The 17,120-nt window shown below is 47.1% G+C and carries 18 protein-coding genes; all 18 read right to left on the bottom strand.

Annotation, left to right across the window (positions count from 1 at the left end):
* Nucleotides 1–5: 5 nt before the first annotated feature.
* Entirely contained in the window at nucleotides 6–677 is a 672-nt protein-coding gene (locus ACYVIC_RS10875) for a type II secretion system protein (protein WP_460859844.1), read from the bottom strand.
* Complete coding sequence (locus tag ACYVIC_RS10870) at nucleotides 674–1,096, bottom strand: PilW family protein (protein ID WP_460859842.1); 423 nt, start codon at nucleotides 1,094–1,096, stop codon at nucleotides 674–676. Before ACYVIC_RS10870 ends, ACYVIC_RS10875 begins: the two co-directional genes overlap by 4 nt.
* Nucleotides 1,097–1,104: 8 nt before the next feature.
* A complete protein-coding gene (locus ACYVIC_RS10865) occupies nucleotides 1,105–1,509 on the bottom strand; it encodes a pilus assembly FimT family protein (protein ID WP_460859840.1) in 405 nt (134 codons plus the stop codon).
* 1 nt (nucleotide 1,510) lies between these two features.
* The gene (locus tag ACYVIC_RS10860; protein ID WP_460859838.1) at nucleotides 1,511–2,710 is read right to left on the bottom strand and encodes a type II secretion system F family protein; all 1,200 of its coding nucleotides are present in this window, start codon (nucleotides 2,708–2,710) and stop codon (nucleotides 1,511–1,513) included.
* The gene (locus ACYVIC_RS10855) at nucleotides 2,710–4,365 is read right to left on the bottom strand and encodes a GspE/PulE family protein (RefSeq protein ID WP_460859835.1); all 1,656 of its coding nucleotides are present in this window, start codon (nucleotides 4,363–4,365) and stop codon (nucleotides 2,710–2,712) included. The genes ACYVIC_RS10860 and ACYVIC_RS10855 overlap by 1 nt, the downstream gene beginning before the upstream one ends.
* On the bottom strand, nucleotides 4,365–4,763 hold the full coding sequence (gene gspG, locus ACYVIC_RS10850) for a type II secretion system major pseudopilin GspG (protein WP_460859833.1): 399 nt from the start codon (nucleotides 4,761–4,763) through the stop codon (nucleotides 4,365–4,367). The genes ACYVIC_RS10855 and gspG overlap by 1 nt, the downstream gene beginning before the upstream one ends.
* A 95-nt stretch (nucleotides 4,764–4,858) precedes the next feature.
* The gene (locus tag ACYVIC_RS10845) at nucleotides 4,859–5,737 is read right to left on the bottom strand and encodes a glycosyltransferase family protein (protein WP_460859832.1); all 879 of its coding nucleotides are present in this window, start codon (nucleotides 5,735–5,737) and stop codon (nucleotides 4,859–4,861) included.
* On the bottom strand, nucleotides 5,734–6,639 hold the full coding sequence (locus ACYVIC_RS10840) for a glycosyltransferase (protein ID WP_460859830.1): 906 nt from the start codon (nucleotides 6,637–6,639) through the stop codon (nucleotides 5,734–5,736). Before ACYVIC_RS10840 ends, ACYVIC_RS10845 begins: the two co-directional genes overlap by 4 nt.
* The gene (locus ACYVIC_RS10835) at nucleotides 6,629–8,548 is read right to left on the bottom strand and encodes a polysaccharide biosynthesis protein (protein WP_460859828.1); all 1,920 of its coding nucleotides are present in this window, start codon (nucleotides 8,546–8,548) and stop codon (nucleotides 6,629–6,631) included. The genes ACYVIC_RS10840 and ACYVIC_RS10835 overlap by 11 nt, the downstream gene beginning before the upstream one ends.
* A gap of 102 nt (nucleotides 8,549–8,650) precedes the next feature.
* Nucleotides 8,651–9,559 carry a UTP--glucose-1-phosphate uridylyltransferase GalU gene (gene galU / locus ACYVIC_RS10830; protein WP_460859826.1) on the bottom strand — a complete coding sequence of 303 codons (909 nt, stop codon included), beginning with the start codon at nucleotides 9,557–9,559 and terminating at the stop codon, nucleotides 8,651–8,653.
* A 79-nt stretch (nucleotides 9,560–9,638) separates the two neighbouring features.
* A complete protein-coding gene (locus tag ACYVIC_RS10825) occupies nucleotides 9,639–9,812 on the bottom strand; it encodes an MBL fold metallo-hydrolase RNA specificity domain-containing protein (protein WP_460859823.1) in 174 nt (57 codons plus the stop codon).
* Nucleotides 9,813–9,947: 135 nt separating this feature from the next.
* On the bottom strand, nucleotides 9,948–10,499 hold the full coding sequence (locus ACYVIC_RS10820) for a sugar transferase (protein ID WP_460859821.1): 552 nt from the start codon (nucleotides 10,497–10,499) through the stop codon (nucleotides 9,948–9,950).
* 61 nt (nucleotides 10,500–10,560) lie between these two features.
* Entirely contained in the window at nucleotides 10,561–11,514 is a 954-nt protein-coding gene (locus tag ACYVIC_RS10815) for a UDP-glucose 4-epimerase family protein (RefSeq protein ID WP_460859819.1), read from the bottom strand.
* Entirely contained in the window at nucleotides 11,511–12,617 is a 1,107-nt protein-coding gene (locus ACYVIC_RS10810; protein ID WP_460859817.1) for a glycosyltransferase family 4 protein, read from the bottom strand. The genes ACYVIC_RS10815 and ACYVIC_RS10810 overlap by 4 nt, the downstream gene beginning before the upstream one ends.
* A gap of 10 nt (nucleotides 12,618–12,627) precedes the next feature.
* Entirely contained in the window at nucleotides 12,628–13,755 is a 1,128-nt protein-coding gene (locus tag ACYVIC_RS10805) for a glycosyltransferase (protein ID WP_460859813.1), read from the bottom strand.
* Between the two features lie 249 nt (nucleotides 13,756–14,004).
* Nucleotides 14,005–14,976, bottom strand: coding sequence for a hypothetical protein (locus ACYVIC_RS10800; protein ID WP_460859812.1), 972 nt, complete (start codon nucleotides 14,974–14,976; stop codon nucleotides 14,005–14,007).
* Between the two features lie 3 nt (nucleotides 14,977–14,979).
* Complete coding sequence (locus tag ACYVIC_RS10795) at nucleotides 14,980–16,071, bottom strand: glycosyltransferase (protein ID WP_460859809.1); 1,092 nt, start codon at nucleotides 16,069–16,071, stop codon at nucleotides 14,980–14,982.
* A 16-nt stretch (nucleotides 16,072–16,087) separates the two neighbouring features.
* The gene (locus ACYVIC_RS10790; protein WP_460859807.1) at nucleotides 16,088–17,089 is read right to left on the bottom strand and encodes a glycosyltransferase; all 1,002 of its coding nucleotides are present in this window, start codon (nucleotides 17,087–17,089) and stop codon (nucleotides 16,088–16,090) included.
* Nucleotides 17,090–17,120: the final 31 nt, after the last annotated feature.

Genomic DNA, 17,120 nt, shown 5'->3' with positions numbered 1-17,120 from the left:
ATACATTACTGGTTATCCAACCTGCGACCTTTAAGTACATCCATTCTATCTGGCAATATTATTGGCCAAACAGTGTCATCAAATGCAATGACAATTTTTTCCGGCTGCAGACCGCGTGCTATACCGTCGAAATGTAGCTCCCAGCGGCGCAAGTCTTTGGCGGTTGTTGCCGCATCCAGTCTGGTTGCTACGTCAGGCCAGCCAAAATACTCAAACTGCAGACTATCTAAATTAGAGGCGATATTAAGACGAAAATTAAAGTTAAGCTGCTGGGCGGCATTGAGCAGCGGTGTATTGGTAATAGCGGCCTCTTCATAATACAAAGCAAACTTGCCACTAGCGGCTGGCTCTTTCAGTACCCTATATACCGCAAGCTTACCGGCATGATAAATGCCACTTTCGGTAACACCGGTAAAACCCTCTTCACGGCCAAGAAAATAAAAGCCATAACCTGTATCGGATTGCACCTCATAAGCGACGGTTGCCTGCAGTGCTGTAGCCAGCAGATCCAAATGCTTATACAACGCAAAATGTTGTTGTTGACGATTGCTGTCGGCCTGCCATTGCTGAGTTAAGGTTTGGATAGTCATGGCTGCCATAGTAAGCAATGACGTTAAGATAACAATAACAATCAGCAGCTCTATCAGTGTAAAGCCGAGTTGCCGGGGCTTACTCATGGTTTGTCACTCCAGCCCAGTTTTTGATATGAATAACTGCGCTTTGCACCAGCACTTTCCAGCTGTATTTGTATATCAAACAGCAAAAACCTATTCTCCACTTGTGCTTGACTACCGTCTTGCTCATTGGTTGGTATTGCTTTTGGTGAATAACGACTGTTAAGGTTTGCTTGCCAGCGATATGCCACAGAGCCTAAGCGCCCCTCGCCGGACAACGTTTCTGCTGCCGCCGGCCTTAACGCAGTTTCTACCTGGTCAACAATAATATTTAACGGTGTATGCAGGGCTATACGCTCTGTTGCCATAACCGATGTTTGCCGGGTAGCACTAAAGCTGATTACCGCAATAGCGATCGCCAGAAACAATATGCTACTGGCTATTAATACTTCAATTAGGGTAAAACCTTGCTGTTTTTGCATAAGCGTAATTAAAACCCGACGCCCAACAGCGTAGCACCGGCAGGCAGCAGGGTTAATGTTTGCGGTTGTCGACGCTGCATAGCATTTAACTGAGGTTGGCTGGCAAAACCATTGGCACTGAACACAATATTTTGTGGTGTAAAGAAGAGTTGCTCAAACTCATAGCGTACGTTTTGACCGCCGAAATCAACCGCCAGCAATTTGCCCTCAAATGTTAGATAAGCCGGTTGCGACGTTAAAAATGCCTGCGACTGGTAATGCCGGGTAATTTTTACGGCATCGTACCATTCATCTGATGCTTTTATCCGCTCCAGCGCGATATTACCCAGCGGACCTACCAAGGCAAATACGGTTGCCATTAGCACAATCACTACCAATAGTTCTATCAGGGTAAAACCGGTTTGCTTGGCCATATCAGATAGCGATATCCGTCGTCGCGGTTATGCTCATCATCATTACAACAACGACTGAACCGACGATAATCCCCATGGTTAAGATAAGCAGTGGCTCAAGTATGGTTGTCATACGGCTTACCCACTGGTTAAAGTTGTCACGGCTGCGGTTAGCTATTTCAGTGAATATTCTTGCCAGCTCGCCGGCCTCTTCACCAACTGACAGGATTGAAGCAAAATAAGCCGGAAACAAGCGTGTATTACCCAAGGCAACGGACAACTTAGAACCATGGCTGATTTTATCAGCAGCAATGCTGAGCTCATCTCGCAGTAAAGGATTGCTTATACTCTCTATCGCGAGCTGTAGTGCTTTGTCTATCACAATACCGGACCTGAGCATCAGGCTAAGCGCATCGTTAAAGCGGATCCTGGCCGCTTGCAAAACGGCCTGATTTAGCACTGGTACTTTTAGTATGATGCCAGCCCAATACGATCTGACTGCAGGGTGTTTTAATGCTCGTTTAAACAAGTACCCAGTAGCAATTAGCGCAAACAATACCATCCATTGATACTGCTGCATAAAGTCGCTTACGCCCAGCAAAGCACGGGTATAAACGGGCAGATGTTCAACATTGGCAAACATGGTAGCTAAATTTGGTACTACCACGTTAAAAATAAAGGTGATAGATAAAATACATACTGCCAGGATCACTAACGGATAACTTATTGCCTGCTTAATTTTGTTAGACAATGCCTGTCGATAATTAAGATCGTCGGCTAAACCACTAAACACCTGTGCCAGTTGGCCAGACTCTTCTGCAATTTTTAGCAAGTTTACATAAAGCACATCAAACACATGCTCGTGGCGGGCAAAAGCTTGCGATATCTTTTTACCTGCTTTTAGATCAGCACTGATAGCCTGTAACAACTCTTTTAAGGCAGGCTTATCTGCAGTCTCAGCCAGCAGCGCAATACCTTTGTCAATTTTCAGACCGGCTTCAAGCAAAAGCGACAGCTCACGGGTTAAAAATACTTTGTCAGTAAGGGTTATTTGTGAAAACCCCAGCCGGGTTGCAAAGTCAGGGCGTAGTTCTTTAACGTCTGATACCAGAATACCCTGCTGCTGAAGCATCAATATTGCTGACGCTTTTTCCGGCGCTTCGATAATGCTTTCTATCAAGGCGCCTTGCTTATCATAACCTGAATAACGATAGCGGTTCATTAACCAGCAACCCTGAACACTTCAGCTACGGTAGTTTCACCAAGCATGGCCTTTAACAAACCATCATCAATAAGACTTCTGGCACCATTTTTACGCATTAGTGATCTTGCTGAAATAATAAAGTTTTCGTTCTTGGGTATAGCCATAATTGACTCATCACAGCGTAAATATTCCATTATTGCTGTTCTGCCTTTGTAACCGGTGTGATTGCATTGCTCACAACCCACAGCTTTCATTAACTTAATATCCGTAAGCTGCAATGCTGCAGCACGCTGCTGCAAGCTGTGTTTACGTATTAAATCTTCAGCCTCCGGATCGGTAGCTTTACAATGCGGGCATAATTTTCGCGCCAAACGCTGAGCAATAATGGCAACTAAAGCGGCGTTAAGCAGAAATTCGTCAACGCCTAAATCTAGCAACCGTGTATATGCACTTGGTGCATCATTAGTGTGTACTGTCGAGAATACCAAGTGACCAGTTAATGCCGATTGCATAGCAATAGCGGCGGTTTCTTTGTCACGTATTTCGCCCAGCATAATGATGTCAGGGTCTTGCCGCACTATGCTGCGCAACCCGGCTGCGAAATCAAAACCAATATCAGCATGCACCTGCACCTGATTAATACCATCTAACTGATACTCTATTGGATCTTCCAGCGTAATAATTTTCACCGCCGGGCTATTTAAGTGTTGTAAAAAGGTATACAAGGTAGTGGTTTTACCAGAACCTGTAGGTCCAGTGAGTAAGATCACACCGGAGGTTTTACTAAGATCTGCTTTTATTAGGCTTTCAATATCACTGTGCATACCGAGGTCTTGCATTTGCGGTTTCAATGCATCTTTGCGTAAAAAACGCATTACGACACTTTCGCCCTCGTTACGTGGCAATACAGACACACGTATGTCCATATCATTACCATTGATGCTCATTTCTATTTTGCCATCCTGAGGACGGCGACGCTCAGCAATATCCATAGAACTTAAGATTTTTAAACGGGTTACTGCAGGTAATGTCATGGCCCGTGCAATAGTATCGGCGTCGTGCAAAACGCCATCTACCCGGTAACGTACACGTCCTTTTTGCAAGTCCGTTTCGATATGCATATCTGAGGCGCCTTGCTTTACTGCCCGGTAAATAAGATTATTTACCAAATTTACTGTAGGAGCTTCGCTGGCAAGCTCGAGTAGTTTGTCTGTCTCGTTATCACCATCGCTCGTTTTATCAAACTGACGCGTTAAAACATGAAACTTAGTTTTGTATTGCTCAACTAATTCTTCACTTGCTACAGCTAAAACATAAGTGATACCGATATGCTGTAAGTAGTCCATACACTTTGCATCAAGCGGGTCATTGACCAAAAAAGACCAGCTACTATTTTCTAACTGAAACGGTACCCAGTTTTGCGTGGCCAGTGTTGCCACATCAAACGGAAATTGTTGATATTCCGCAACATCAAGCGAGGGTAATTCAGTAATATAGGGCAACGATAGCCATTTACTGTAGAAAGAAGGTAACTGGTCTGTTGAAAGCGCACCAAGATTAACTAAAACTTTCTCAAGCCTACCACCATGCTTTTTAATATAAGCAATGGCTTTGTCTAACTGAGCTGCATTGACCTGAAAGTCATTAACTAACAGCGATATCAATTTGTCCATTAATTAGCAACATCCTTAGCGGTGTCTTCTCCCCCTTCACGCCCGTCGCTACCGTATGAGATCAGATCGTAGGGTTTACTGTCACGTCCCGGTGTACGATAAACATAAGGATTCCCCCAAGGATCCAGCGGAATAGCCTGAGGAAAATAAGGGCCGTCCCAATTCGGGTGATCGCCTTTGAGTAAATCGTCCAGAGATGCAGGATAACGCCCCATATCTAATCGATACGTATCGAGTGATGTTTGTAAGAGCTTAATTTGTGCTTCTGCGGTTTTTGTTTTGGATGAATCCACTTTTGAGAACATCCCCGGCGCGACAATGGACGCAAGCAAGCCCAAAATAACAATAACAATTAACAGCTCTATCAGCGTAAAACCGCGAGTTTGCTTAACCTTCATCTGTGATCCTGTGTTGTAAACTGAGTTATTACAATGCTGTGGCATCTTACCGTATGGCCCCGATATCGACAAGGCTGCAGCGCTACGGTGAGACCCTAGGCCGGCAAAATAGTTTCAAAGCCGGCATTGGCGATACGCTGTTGCCAGCTCCAGGCGGCTAGTGTTTGCGCGCTGATTTGCACCGGTTGCGGCTGTGGCCAGCTGCTTAGCTGCTGCAAGTCATGGTATTGCAATGGCTGGCTGGCCAAAAAACGGCTTACCCAGCTGGTTTTATTGCCAATTACCGGCAGGCCGCAGGCGGCGTACTCCAGCAATTTGGTGGAGGTTTGAAAATTATACGGGTACACATCCGGCACGTAATTCAGGCCAAAACGGGCCTGGTTTAACAGCTGCGGAATTTGACTATTGGGTACCGGGCCGACAAAACGCACATTAGCGTAGTGCTGATAGCGGCGCTGCAAATAGGCCGATGGCGGGCCTACTAGCCAGATACTGGCGTGTGGACGCAGCCGCAGCACAATATCAAGTGCTTTTTCTAACTGGCGGCTTTTATCCATTGAGCCAGCGTATATCAGGTCGCACTTTTTTTCGCTATGTTGTGTGCAAATAAAATGGCCGGACAAGCCCATGTCACGGTAGCGCACCGGCACATCATCGTTAAAATTAAGCAGCTCGCTCTGGCGCGGATTTTGAAATACCCGCAAATGCGGGCGGATATTCAGCCGCTGTTTTAGCTGGTCTTTAAATCGGGCCAGTGGCGGTGTGGATAACGACGCGTACTCGTGCACAATAAATTGCTGCGGCTTTGGCTGATACCGAAAATAGCCCATAAAAAACCAAACAATATCATAGCCATGCAAATTAGCTTCAGGTGTGTTAATAACAACCTGATAACGATGGCGGAAATAGTCGGCGTACGCCTGTAATTCAGGCAGTTGGGCTTTGGACTGATGCACAAAGCAAAGAGATTTCACCGCTGTAACCCCCGGCTAAATAGTACCAGGCTCCAGGCGCGGCGCACTAACAGGGTTTTCAGCACCCGCAGGCACTGTGTTAAGGGCAAATGGAAAAAGGCACGCCAGGGAAACGGCTTATTGTTATGCAGCGCATAATTAACCTGATGGCTGGCCAGTTGGGCAGAAGTCATAAACTTATGATGTTTCTCCAGTAGCAGCTGGTAGCCTAGTTCGCGCCGGTTAGAAGCGGAAATACGCTCTGACTGATGGTCCTGATGCAGAATGTAGCTGCAACTGCTTATCCGGTAGCCTTTACCATAGGCGGCCGCAAGCCGCAGCCAGGTGTCGTAGTCCTGACAACTGGGCAGTGTTATATCAAAACCGCCAATAGCGCGCAATGTCGATGTGAGCGTAAACAACTGATTACCCACGACATTGGCATAAAGTAAATGCTGATAATTAATGGCTCTGGCGCGGCGCGCATAATTAAATAAGCGCTGTTGAGCGGTAATAACGGTATAACCGGTACATAAAAAAGCGCAGTCGGTACAGCTGTACCAATGCTGTACCAGCTCGCTGATGCGCTCTGGCTTAAACTCGTCGTCATCGTCCAGGCCGGTGATAAAGTCACCGCGGGCCAAATTAATGGCGGTGTTTCTGGCCACAGGTGCGCCACCTGGCACCGGCAGATACAGGTATTTTATTTGCGGATAGTCGTTCAGCAACTGCTGGTTTTGCTGCGCTTGCTCAGGCGTTGACCCATCGTCAACGACGATGATCTCAAGGTTGGTATAGGTTTGTGCCACACAACTGCTGATGGCCCGCGCTAACAGCTGCGGGCGGTTTTGCGTGGCAATATAAATACTGACTAGTGGCTGCTGTATAGGCGCACTGACTGTTTGGCTTTGTTTAGACAACACGTTTGATCTTGCTACTGATGTTATCGGTAAGCTGGGTTAAAGCAACCAGATCACAGTTGTCGTCTGAGGGGGCAAAGGCAATATGGCTGTTTAATAGCAAATGACGAATAGTGCCTATGTCATAAGTATCACAAGCGCTTTGCATTGCTTGCATTAACTGCTGTATTTCTGGCCAGCTGAGCGCGGATTCATTGGCTTTCATAATGCGTGGGTGCTCAGTTGGCAACTCTTCACCACCAATCAGCAGTTCTTCGTACAGTTTTTCACCCGGGCGTAACCCTGTGTAATGAATTTCGATATCGCCGTTAGGGTGAATATCGTCTTTCACTTCCAGGCCCATTAAGTGGATCATACGCCGGGCTAAATCAGCAATTTTTACCGGTTCGCCCATATCCAGCACAAACACATCGCCGCCCTCGCCCATAGCACCGGCCTGGATCACCAGCTGTGCGGCTTCGGGAATGGTCATAAAATAGCGGATAATATCTTTATGGGTTACCGTAACCGGGCCGCCGCGGCGAATTTGCTCGCGAAACAGCGGCACCACTGAGCCACTGGAACCCAGCACATTACCAAAACGTACCATGCAAAAACGGGTGCCGCTCTGGCGCTGAGACAAGCCTTGCAACACTAGTTCGGCCAAACGTTTACTGGCGCCCATAATATTGGTGGGCCGCACCGCTTTATCAGTAGAGATTAACACAAAGGTTTCCACACCGGCGGCGATTGCTGCTTCAGCGGCCTGCCAGGTACCAAAGACATTGTTACGTATGCCTTCTGCCACATTAAACTCAACCAAAGGCACATGCTTGTATGCGGCGGCATGGTAAACAGTGGTAACGTTAAAACCAGCCATCACTGTTTGCAGCCGGTTTAAGTCCTGGGCGGAACCCAGCACCGGCACAATGCGGGTTTGCGGGCTGCGCTGCGCTACCAGGGATTTTAGTTCCTGCTCAATGTTGTACAGCGCAAATTCTGACAGTTCAAACAGCACCAGCGCCTTGGGCTGACAGATAACAATTTGCCGGCACAGTTCAGAGCCAATAGAGCCGCCGGCGCCAGTGACCATAACAACCTTGTCTTGCGTATTGGCTTTAATTAACCTGTCAGACGGGTTTACCGGGTCGCGGCCAAGCAAATCTTCAATTTTTACATCCTGCAGCTCGTCGATGCGCATGGTACCGCTAACCAGGTCGCTCATGCCGGGCACCGACTGCACCGGTATTGGCAGCTCTTCCAGGGTATCGAGCACTTCGCGGCGCCGTGCGCGGCTGGCAGAGGGCACAGCCAGCAAAATGCGGCTGATGTTAAAGGCTTTTATCTGGCTGCTAATTTGGCTGGGCGCGCCCACCGGTATGCCCAAAATGGTTGAGCGTTGCAAGGTGGTATCGTCGTCGACAAACAGCACCGGGTTGTATTGTTCGCCATTCATTAATGCCTGGGCTAACTGGCGGCCAGAAGAACCGGCGCCATATATTAATACCCGCTCTTTGTGGCCATTGTTACGCTGGCCCAGAAACATTCGTGCTAACAGGCGTAAGCCGCCCGACGTTAGCATGGCCAGTACCGCATAAACAAAAATCAGGTTGCCTTTGTCATGTACGCCGGTGATGCTAAATAACAGCATTAACACAAAGGCGCTGCTGACAATACCGGTAAGTACGGCGCCCAGCGCATGCTGGCCAATATAACGAATAACGGCGCGATACAGGCCCAGCTTGGTGAAAATAAGCAGGGTGATCGGCAAGGTGATAGCAAAAGATAGCGCCAGTTGTGGTATATCGGTTTGGCCGTTTTGCTGGGTAAGAAAAAAGGCAGCAAGTAACGAACTTACTAAAAAGCCAATGTCCGCAAATACCGACAATAAACGTTTGATGGAACGGGGTAACCCCAGCATCCAGGTTAGCATGTAAAACTCCACTTGCAGGCCGGCATTACACCGGCTTATGCGCACAAAACCCTGCGATTATAGCACTGTCAGCTATAAGCTCTATGGCTATAAGGGGCGCTTTTATTGTTTTTGCAAAATAGCATTAAGGCATTTACGAAAGTGGGCGCCTAACTGCTTGTCTCTTAACCCATATTCAACAAATGCCTGCATATAACCAAGCTTACTGCCACAATCATGGCTGCGGCCTTTAATCTGGTATGCATTTACTTTTTCGGTTTCCATCAGCAGTGCTATGGCATCGGTAAGCTGTATTTCATCGCCCGCGCCGACGGGCGTGCGTTTAAGACAGCGCCAGATTTGCTGATTAAACACATAGCGTCCCACTACCGCCAGATTTGACGGTGCCTGTTCAACGTCGGGCTTTTCAACTATCGCCGACATTGCCACAGAATCGCCCGGCTGCATAGCTTTACCAGCAACGTCTACCACCCCATACTGACTTACCAGTACTTGCGGCACCGCTTCAACCATTACCTGACTAACAGCAGTGTGATGATAGAGCCGCACCATCTCAGCCAGGTTATCCTGTTCCAGGTCGCTGTCGTAGCTGTCAATTAATACGTCGGGTAGTAACACACAGAATGGCGCATCGCCAACCAATGGCAAGGCACACAGTATGGCATGGCCCAGGCCTTTTGCCTCGCCCTGGCGCACATGCATTATCGTGACGTCTTTAGGGCAAATTGCCTGCACTTCATCCAATAACTGGCGCTTTACCCGCTTTTCCAGCATAGACTCGAGCTCGAAGCTTTTATCAAAGTGGTTTTCAATCGAATTTTTTGATGAGTGCGTCACCAACACAATTTCTTTAATACCAGCGGCGATACATTCATCGACCACGTACTGAATAAGCGGCTTATCTACCACCGGCAGCATTTCTTTTGGTATGGCTTTAGTGGCTGGCAACATGCGGGTGCCAAGCCCGGCGACCGGGATAACCGCCTTGCGAACTGTATTGATGTTTTGCATGTTTGTTGCAGCCTCAAACGTAAAGTGCTTAGCTTAGTACTAATATAACAATGCTTGTAGTTTCTAAAACCAGCACGGATCAGCTGGCAATAATAGCATTAATGCCATGTAACAAAAAAGCCGTTTGCAGTGCCTGTTTAGCCTCTTTGCCGCCATGCACTATGCGTACCCGCTGTGGTTTGCGCTTTGTTCGGGCAACAAAGTTAAAGACGCCTGTTTTATCAGCATGAGCTGAATAGCCGCTTAATGTCACTGCTTTTACTCCCCTCTTTGGTAAAGAGTGTACCACTACAACTAAAAGGAAGCTTAACAGCAACTGCTTTTACTCCCCCTCTTTGCCAAAGAGGGGGTTGGGGGGAGATTTGGGATTAGGGGGAGATTTGACAGATTATTTAACCCTATCCCCACTGCCCTTGCCGGCCACTGTCATAAAAATATATTTAAAGTAGTTAGCCAATGTCAGCTGTTGCAACATTTTGGCGTCGGTTTCTGCCAGTAACACCGGTGTCGACATATCAATATCATTTACCTGCGCCAGGCCGGTAATACCCGGGCGGGCGGCTAATACGCCGCGCTGTTCACGCTCAGCTATTAGCTCTTGCTGATTAAACAAACACGGCCGCGGGCCCACCAGGCTCATTTGGCCACAAAGCACATTCCACAGCTGGGGCAACTCGTCTAACTTGGTTTTACGTAAAAAGCCGCCAAACGGCGTAATAGCACTGGCACTTGCTAAATGGCTGGCCACATGGGCTGTATCGGGCTGCATAGTGCGAAACTTTACCAGCGTAAACGGTTTTTTATTGCGCCCTACCCGCACCTGACAAAAAATGGGTGAGCCTGTATCAAATAAGCCTATAACGGTAAGAATAACCAATACCGGAAAACCAAACACCAGGCCACAAAGGGCGAAAATAATATCTAACAACCGAATTAACATACAACCTCTAAAATAAAGGATTAAATTCCTACAACCTCAAACCCGCTTTAATCCCCACTCTTTAGAAAAGAGGGGGCTGGGGGAGATTAAAACAGCGGGCGACGCCCTGCTCTACCGTTAGCGGCGGTATCCAGCCCAGTGTTTGCTTGGTATGGGCAATATCCAGTTGCAGGTTGCCACACAACCGGTCTACCACAGCTGTTTTACCAGTAAGTTTAGCCACCAGATTTAACCAGCTTACCGGCACCGGCAACAAGCGCGGTTTATGTCCGGCAGTAATCGTCAGCATTTGTAGCAGTTCAGTGGTAGAAACATCCTGGTCATCACTAACCAAAAACGTCTGGTTTGCTGCCTTAGGATGCGTTATACAGCGAATAATTAAATCTATCAAATTATCCAGCGCCACCAAACTGCGCTTATTGTTTATAGCACCCAGTGGTAACGGCAGGTTTTTCTGTGCCAGCTTAGCCAGCTTACCAAAGTTCCCGGGAGCATTGGCACCATATACCAAAGGTGGGCGTATAATTACTACCTCTATACCGGTTTCTGCTGCTATATGACGCAGGCCAATTTCGGCTTCTAGTTTTGATACTGCATAGTCTTCAATCGGGGCAGGCTTGTCATCAAAGCAAAACGGCGCAGTATTACTGATACCATTTACCCCGATTGAACTCAAAAAAATAAAACGCTTAACACCCGCAGCGCCAGCCAGACGCGCCAACTCTAACGTAGCTTCAGTATTCACTTTGCGAAACGCTGATAGCGGATCACTGCTGTTGTCAGACAACACATGAGCCCGTGCAGCCAGGTGAATCACACAACCTACATCGCTATAATCCAGCCAATTAAGCTGAGACTTGTCAAAGCTGTCTACCAGCTGTACTGTTAATGCAGGTGAATTTATCATCCCTGTTGCATTGCGTACTACAGCGGTTAATGAATTCCCGCCTTGCAGCAATTCATAGGATAACGCTTTGCCAATAAAACCATTGGCACCGGTAAGCATAATTTTCATGATTTTGCGGCTACTTGCTGATAGACCTGCTCAGTATCACTGATCATCCGCGCTAAAGTGAAATGCTGCAGATAACGGGTACGAGCGGCATGCCCCATAGCTGCACGTAAAGGCCGCGAGTTAATTAACTGTTGTAGTGTTTCAAGCAGAATATTGTCATCCGCTGGCGGTATTAAAAAACCGCAGCTCGTATCCAGAGTTTCTTTTACGCCGCCCACATCGGAGGCAACAACCGGTAACCCCAGACTCATTGCCTCTAATATAGTCAACGGCAACCCTTCCCAATGCGATAAAAGCACGAAGGCATCTGCCACGGCTAAGCGTTGCGGTACATCAGAGCAGGCACCACTGAAGGTAACCTTTGCAGAAATACCCAACCGCTGGCAAAGCGCCCGGGCTGCCGGCAAGCCCGGGCCGTCGCCCACCAACTCCAGATGCCATGGCAGTTCCGCCAATTGCGACAGAACTCTGAGCAAACGCGGCTGATCTTTTGGCTGCTCAAAACGTGCCACCATAATCAGCCGAACTTCTGCTTTTTCGCTGTGCTCCACCACGCCGGTATGTTGAGCTTTGTCTGCAACGCCGTTGTGCACCAATGTCAGCCGCATCGCAGATGCCACCCTATTTTGTATAGCCAGCGTCTTGTCATACTCTGATACCGCAATAATTTTAGCTGCCAGTGGCGCCGCCAAGCGCTCTAGCACCCGATACAACCAGCGCCTTTTTGCCGAAACGCCCTCAGTAAAGGCCCAGCCATGCGCCGTAAACACACAAGGCACACCGGTTGCTTTGCACGCCAACCGTCCAAGCAAACCTGCTTTTGAGGAATGTAGATGCACTATATCTGGCTTAAATGTCGTGATAGCACGCTTCAATTCAAAATAAGCTTTAATATCTTTTAACGGATTAATTTGTCGCAACAAAGAAGGCGCAGACGATATAGATAAATTAAACTCTGCCGCACGCTGCTGCAAAATACCGGTACCGCCAACAAGGATATGCACATTGTAATTTTTTGCTTGCAAGCCTGCCGCTAAATCAAGCAAATGTACGCTGGCGCCGCCCATCACATCGGAGCGGGTAATAATAAAAAGAATATTCAAACAATAACTCTCAAAGATCCGTAGTCCAACTACGCTGATAGGCCGACACCATCTTATCTACACTAAAATTCCCGACAATTCTGTCACGGCAACTAACACTGCGCTGATGCCAGGCTGTTGCATCGCGGCGCGCATGAACGGCAGCGACAATAGCGTCAGCTAGCGCATTTGCATCAGCCGCGGGCACTACCCAACCCGTATCTGCAACGATAATTGCGGCGTCACCCACATCGGTGCTTACACATGGGGTACCACAAGCCATAGCTTCACACAGAACATTAGGAAAGGCTTCTGCCACGGATGACAAAATATGTATATCCAATGCATTCATCACGGCCGGTATATCACTACGCAGCCCGGATAAAATAATCTGCTGCTCAAGGTCATTTTCCGTTATCCATGCCATAAGTTGTGTATTGTCTGCTGTCATCTGGTTACCTACCAAGCAACACCGAAAAACAATACCCTGCTGTTTTACTATCTTCAGTGCCTGTAGCAGGTTTTTGTGATCTTTATTTGGGTCAAATCGCCCAACACAGCCAAACAGCACTTCGGCGTCACTATGTTGTATCTCAGCAAGGAAATCACTGGCCAAAGCAGGGTTTTGGCTAAATTTTGACAAATCGTAACCATTATTAATTACCAGCATAATATCTCTGCTATAACCAAGCTCAGCATGCACAGCTAAAGACTTGTCTGCACAGCACACGATACGGTATGGCACGACCTGGCTAAGAAAACTGCATATTCTCGATATTAGTATGGTTGAACGTTTACTTAAGGTTGGCGTAAGAACAGTATTATGTACTCCCCAAAACACTTTTTTGATACCCGCAAGCCTTGCTACCGTACCGCCAATCAGATCAGAGTGATACATCCAGGTTTGTACGACATCAGGCTTCAATGTCTTGAGCAACTTGTATAAACGGTAAAGCTTCGCCAAAAACCAGCCTTTACCTTTTAAATCAAGACAATGTACTTCTATGCCATGCTCAACCAATGGCTGAAAATACTTACCCTGATCAAGTAATGAGATAACAATATGCTTGTTAATGCGATCATGGGTACAGAGGCTGAACATCGTTGTCTCAGCACCACCGCTTTCCAGGCCATTAATAATATGAACTATAGTTAACACCGCATCCTCAAAACAATAAGCCTGTGCAGGCCACACCAGAACTAAGCGACTTAATTAAGCCATAAATTTGCTTGGACATAAATGGTCATATCCGGTTTTTCTCCAGACGGGGTAGCGCCTACTGATACTGCCACATACTCACAGCCTGCGAATAGGATTGTGTTGTTGTTTTCTCTTTTAACGCGTCAGTGTAGCATGCTTGCTACAAACACAGTGTCGTGCAAACCCAATGATTCGCACGAATAATTATTAACTTGGTGCAAAACCCATCATTGGCTGCGAATACTGCACTAGCATCAGCGCCATATTAAACGCCAGCAGAACCGTAAGTGCCATTATCCTTCGCCAGCCAGTGGTAGCCAATACTGCCAGTAAAACCAGCAAAATGCCGCTTTCAAATACCCGACCGGCAATAGGTGTGAAAAAATACGACGCCAGATAAAAAATCAGCACACCAATGGCAACAGTATACTGATGCAAGAAACGCCGGCCCTGCAACAGTAAAATAACCAACATGGCGCTCCAGAACAAAAAGCCGATACCGGATGCCGCCTCTTCCATTACGGCGGTGGTATTAGCCTGCCGAGCACCGATAACGGCCGCCAATTGGGTAACCAGTAATGCCAAAGACAATGATACGCCAGAATACAGCAGCAACTTTATATCAGGCGCTGTTTTAAGCTTCCTCAGTATCCAGCCGCCAAGCAATATGGCTGTGATGATAAAAAAGCTGGAATGTATAAAGGATGATATACCAATAAAGAACAGCCGCTTTTTCTTACCTGCACTAAACCAGCCAATCATAAATACCGCTATCGCCAAACCCTGACGCAGATGAATTACGAAATTCTTCATTACCTGCGGGAAAACCAGCAAAAGTAACAACCAGAGGAAGTTTTTCGGGTTATTAATCAGCAGCAAATAGGAAACCGTAAAGGCGCTAAAAAACACTATGCTCCGCACAACCACAGTGTCATCTAACAGCAACCCCAGCACAGAGTTAATAGCCAGCCATACAGGTTCGTTGGCAAATAACGAATGGACTCCCTGCCCCAGATGTCGTGCCAAAATGAGCGGTGATACCCGGGCCATTTCCAGATAGTTATCGCGGTCAGCTAAACCTTCCATTGGGAAAAGGCAAAGTGCTGACGCATAGGCCAGCGCTACCAGCAAGCAGAGTAGCCTTTGCGTAGGCGTTATTGTTGAGGTTACTGACGACACTTTTTATAACTTCAGTGTTTCAAGATATCTATCGGTAGCATAACCAATAGAGAAAACTTCAAGTCGTTTGTCTAGTAATGCCTTGCGATCAACCGACAGCACTTTGATAATGCCGCTTGCTAACGCCTCGGCGTCTTCCATCTTGACCAGTTCCCCCCAGCGCCCGTTTTCCAGTATTTCCAGCGGACCACTGGGGCAATCTGTGCTGACCACTTTTGCGCCACATGCCAGCGCTTCAATTAACACTGTGGGCAAGCCCTCCCAGGACGAAGACAGAACAAATACATCTGCACGACGCATCCAGGCATAAGGATTGTCAACAAAGCCTGGCATTAACACATCTTGCTCAAGCCCAAGTGATGCAATCAGTGCAGTTAAGTTTTGACGCTCTTCCCCTTCGCCCAAAATTGCCAGCTTAGCCGGTAACGTTTTTCTTACTAAATAAAAGGCTTGTAGTAAATTAGGAAAATTTTTCTGGGCAGTTAATCGCCCCACCGCTATAAGAAGAACTTCACCATTCTCAGGTAAAAAAGGGTGCGATATTGCCTTGTCCGCGTTCAAGCCGATACCAGGGTGGATAACGGGATTATAGATAACACTTAATTGTTCTCTTGGTATACCCAGTGCGTTGTGAATGCTGTCGGCAACACCTTCTGATACACAGACCACCGCATCGGCCCGACGGTAAAGCCAGCGCGTTAATAAATTCACCATTCTATATTTAATTGACATTGCGTTTCGCAGTGCCTGCTCAGCATTATTGTGTTCAGTTAAGACTAAGCGACACTTAGTACCGGCAAGTTGCCTGGCCAAGATGGCGATTACATTGGTATAGTTCATTACCGACAACAAAGCTGCGGGTTGCAGGGATTTCAAATAGCGCGCTAGCGGCAGCAAACAGCTGGCTACTCTGCTCTTTTCAAAATCAATAATATTGATCGCAGAGTGAACCTGATCACGATAGACACCTTTACTATTGGCAACCAATAAATCTACCGCATAACCACGCTGTGCCAATTCGTTTAGCAATAATAAAGTGACTCGCTCGGCACCGCCGCCATCCAGTGAAGGCATAAACGCCGCAAGTTTCTGCATACCCTTTCCTTTGCGCTCAATCGACATATTTAAATCTCAACGAATGTGTTTTGATTAATTTGGCTAATACAACATTTAACAACAAACTGGCGCAATATCTAAACTTAGGCAGGCGCTTAATGTTAGCCGGCTTGGCATTTGCCTCTACGCGAGCAAAATTTGCGATGCAAGTAGCCATAGAAAATGTTTTCGCTTTCTCAATGTGCTTATGTTTTAGCATGGTTTTATCACTATCGGACATTGTAAAGTAACGGTGTAACAAGCCCGCTACCGGAATTTTTTCATACAAGCCATCTTCGTTGTAGCTAAATCCGGTTATATCAGCAATGTAACCATAGCTGTATGGTTCGGCTACATTTTCTATGCCTATAATCGACGGCACGCCCAAGGCGGCGGCCTGTACAATTGCCGTACCACTGCCGACAAAGATGTCATACTGTGCGACTGTGGCATCAAAATCGGCATAGTTAAGTAAGCCATGAAAGTGAACAGCATCAACTACGCCAAGCCGTTTAGCCAGATCACGAAGAGATGCCTCTAATGGACCATTGCCGTAGATATGATATTCCAGCGACATAGCTGAGCTCTTTAGCTCTGCCACTAGCTCTATCATCCATTTATTATACTGTTTAAAGTCAACTAAGCGGCCAACTGACACTATTTGGAGCGGGCTAACTGATTTGACAGAGAAAGCCAGCCTACTGTCGCTGGAGCTCACATCGACAACACCAATGGGAAAACAGTTTGCTTTGCTAAGATCCCTGCCGTGCTGCTGATATAACGCAACCAGTGATTCGTTAAAAATAATCAAGTTGATTTGTGCTAAAAAATTGAAAACAAAGGCACGGTTAACTTTTTCGAAGTAAGGCAAGTTTCTGTTTGCCCCCCAGAGAAATTCTTTGGAATGATAGAAACCCACCGTAATCGGAAGCTGTTTCTCTAATCTTTGCATCAATGAAAAAGCAACTATGGCAGAAAAGCCATCTGAGACATGGATTTGGCTGGTATCTTTAAACACTTGCTCAACAAGGTGTCGTTTAACCGGCAGT

It is taken from the genome of Rheinheimera gaetbuli (assembly GCF_054781935.1).
The sequence above is the reverse complement of the archived record's forward strand: the minus strand, read 5'-3'. Positions and strand labels throughout refer to the sequence as shown.

What these genes read in the sequence shown, in the direction of transcription:
- ACYVIC_RS10875 (WP_460859844.1), bottom strand. Translation starts at nt 677, where the DNA reads ATGAGTAAGCCCCGGCAACTCGGCTTTACACTGATAGAGCTGCTGATT.
- ACYVIC_RS10870 (WP_460859842.1), bottom strand. Translation starts at nt 1,096, where the DNA reads ATGCAAAAACAGCAAGGTTTTACCCTAATTGAAGTATTAATAGCCAGT.
- ACYVIC_RS10865 (WP_460859840.1), bottom strand. Translation starts at nt 1,509, where the DNA reads ATGGCCAAGCAAACCGGTTTTACCCTGATAGAACTATTGGTAGTGATT.
- ACYVIC_RS10860 (WP_460859838.1), bottom strand. Translation starts at nt 2,710, where the DNA reads ATGAACCGCTATCGTTATTCAGGTTATGATAAGCAAGGCGCCTTGATA.
- ACYVIC_RS10855 (WP_460859835.1), bottom strand. Translation starts at nt 4,365, where the DNA reads ATGGACAAATTGATATCGCTGTTAGTTAATGACTTTCAGGTCAATGCA.
- gspG (WP_460859833.1), bottom strand. Translation starts at nt 4,763, where the DNA reads ATGAAGGTTAAGCAAACTCGCGGTTTTACGCTGATAGAGCTGTTAATT.
- ACYVIC_RS10835 (WP_460859828.1), bottom strand. Translation starts at nt 8,548, where the DNA reads ATGCTAACCTGGATGCTGGGGTTACCCCGTTCCATCAAACGTTTATTG.
- galU (WP_460859826.1), bottom strand. Translation starts at nt 9,559, where the DNA reads ATGCAAAACATCAATACAGTTCGCAAGGCGGTTATCCCGGTCGCCGGG.
- ACYVIC_RS10820 (WP_460859821.1), bottom strand. Translation starts at nt 10,499, where the DNA reads ATGTTAATTCGGTTGTTAGATATTATTTTCGCCCTTTGTGGCCTGGTG.
- ACYVIC_RS10815 (WP_460859819.1), bottom strand. Translation starts at nt 11,514, where the DNA reads ATGAAAATTATGCTTACCGGTGCCAATGGTTTTATTGGCAAAGCGTTA.
- ACYVIC_RS10795 (WP_460859809.1), bottom strand. Translation starts at nt 16,071, where the DNA reads ATGCAGAAACTTGCGGCGTTTATGCCTTCACTGGATGGCGGCGGTGCC.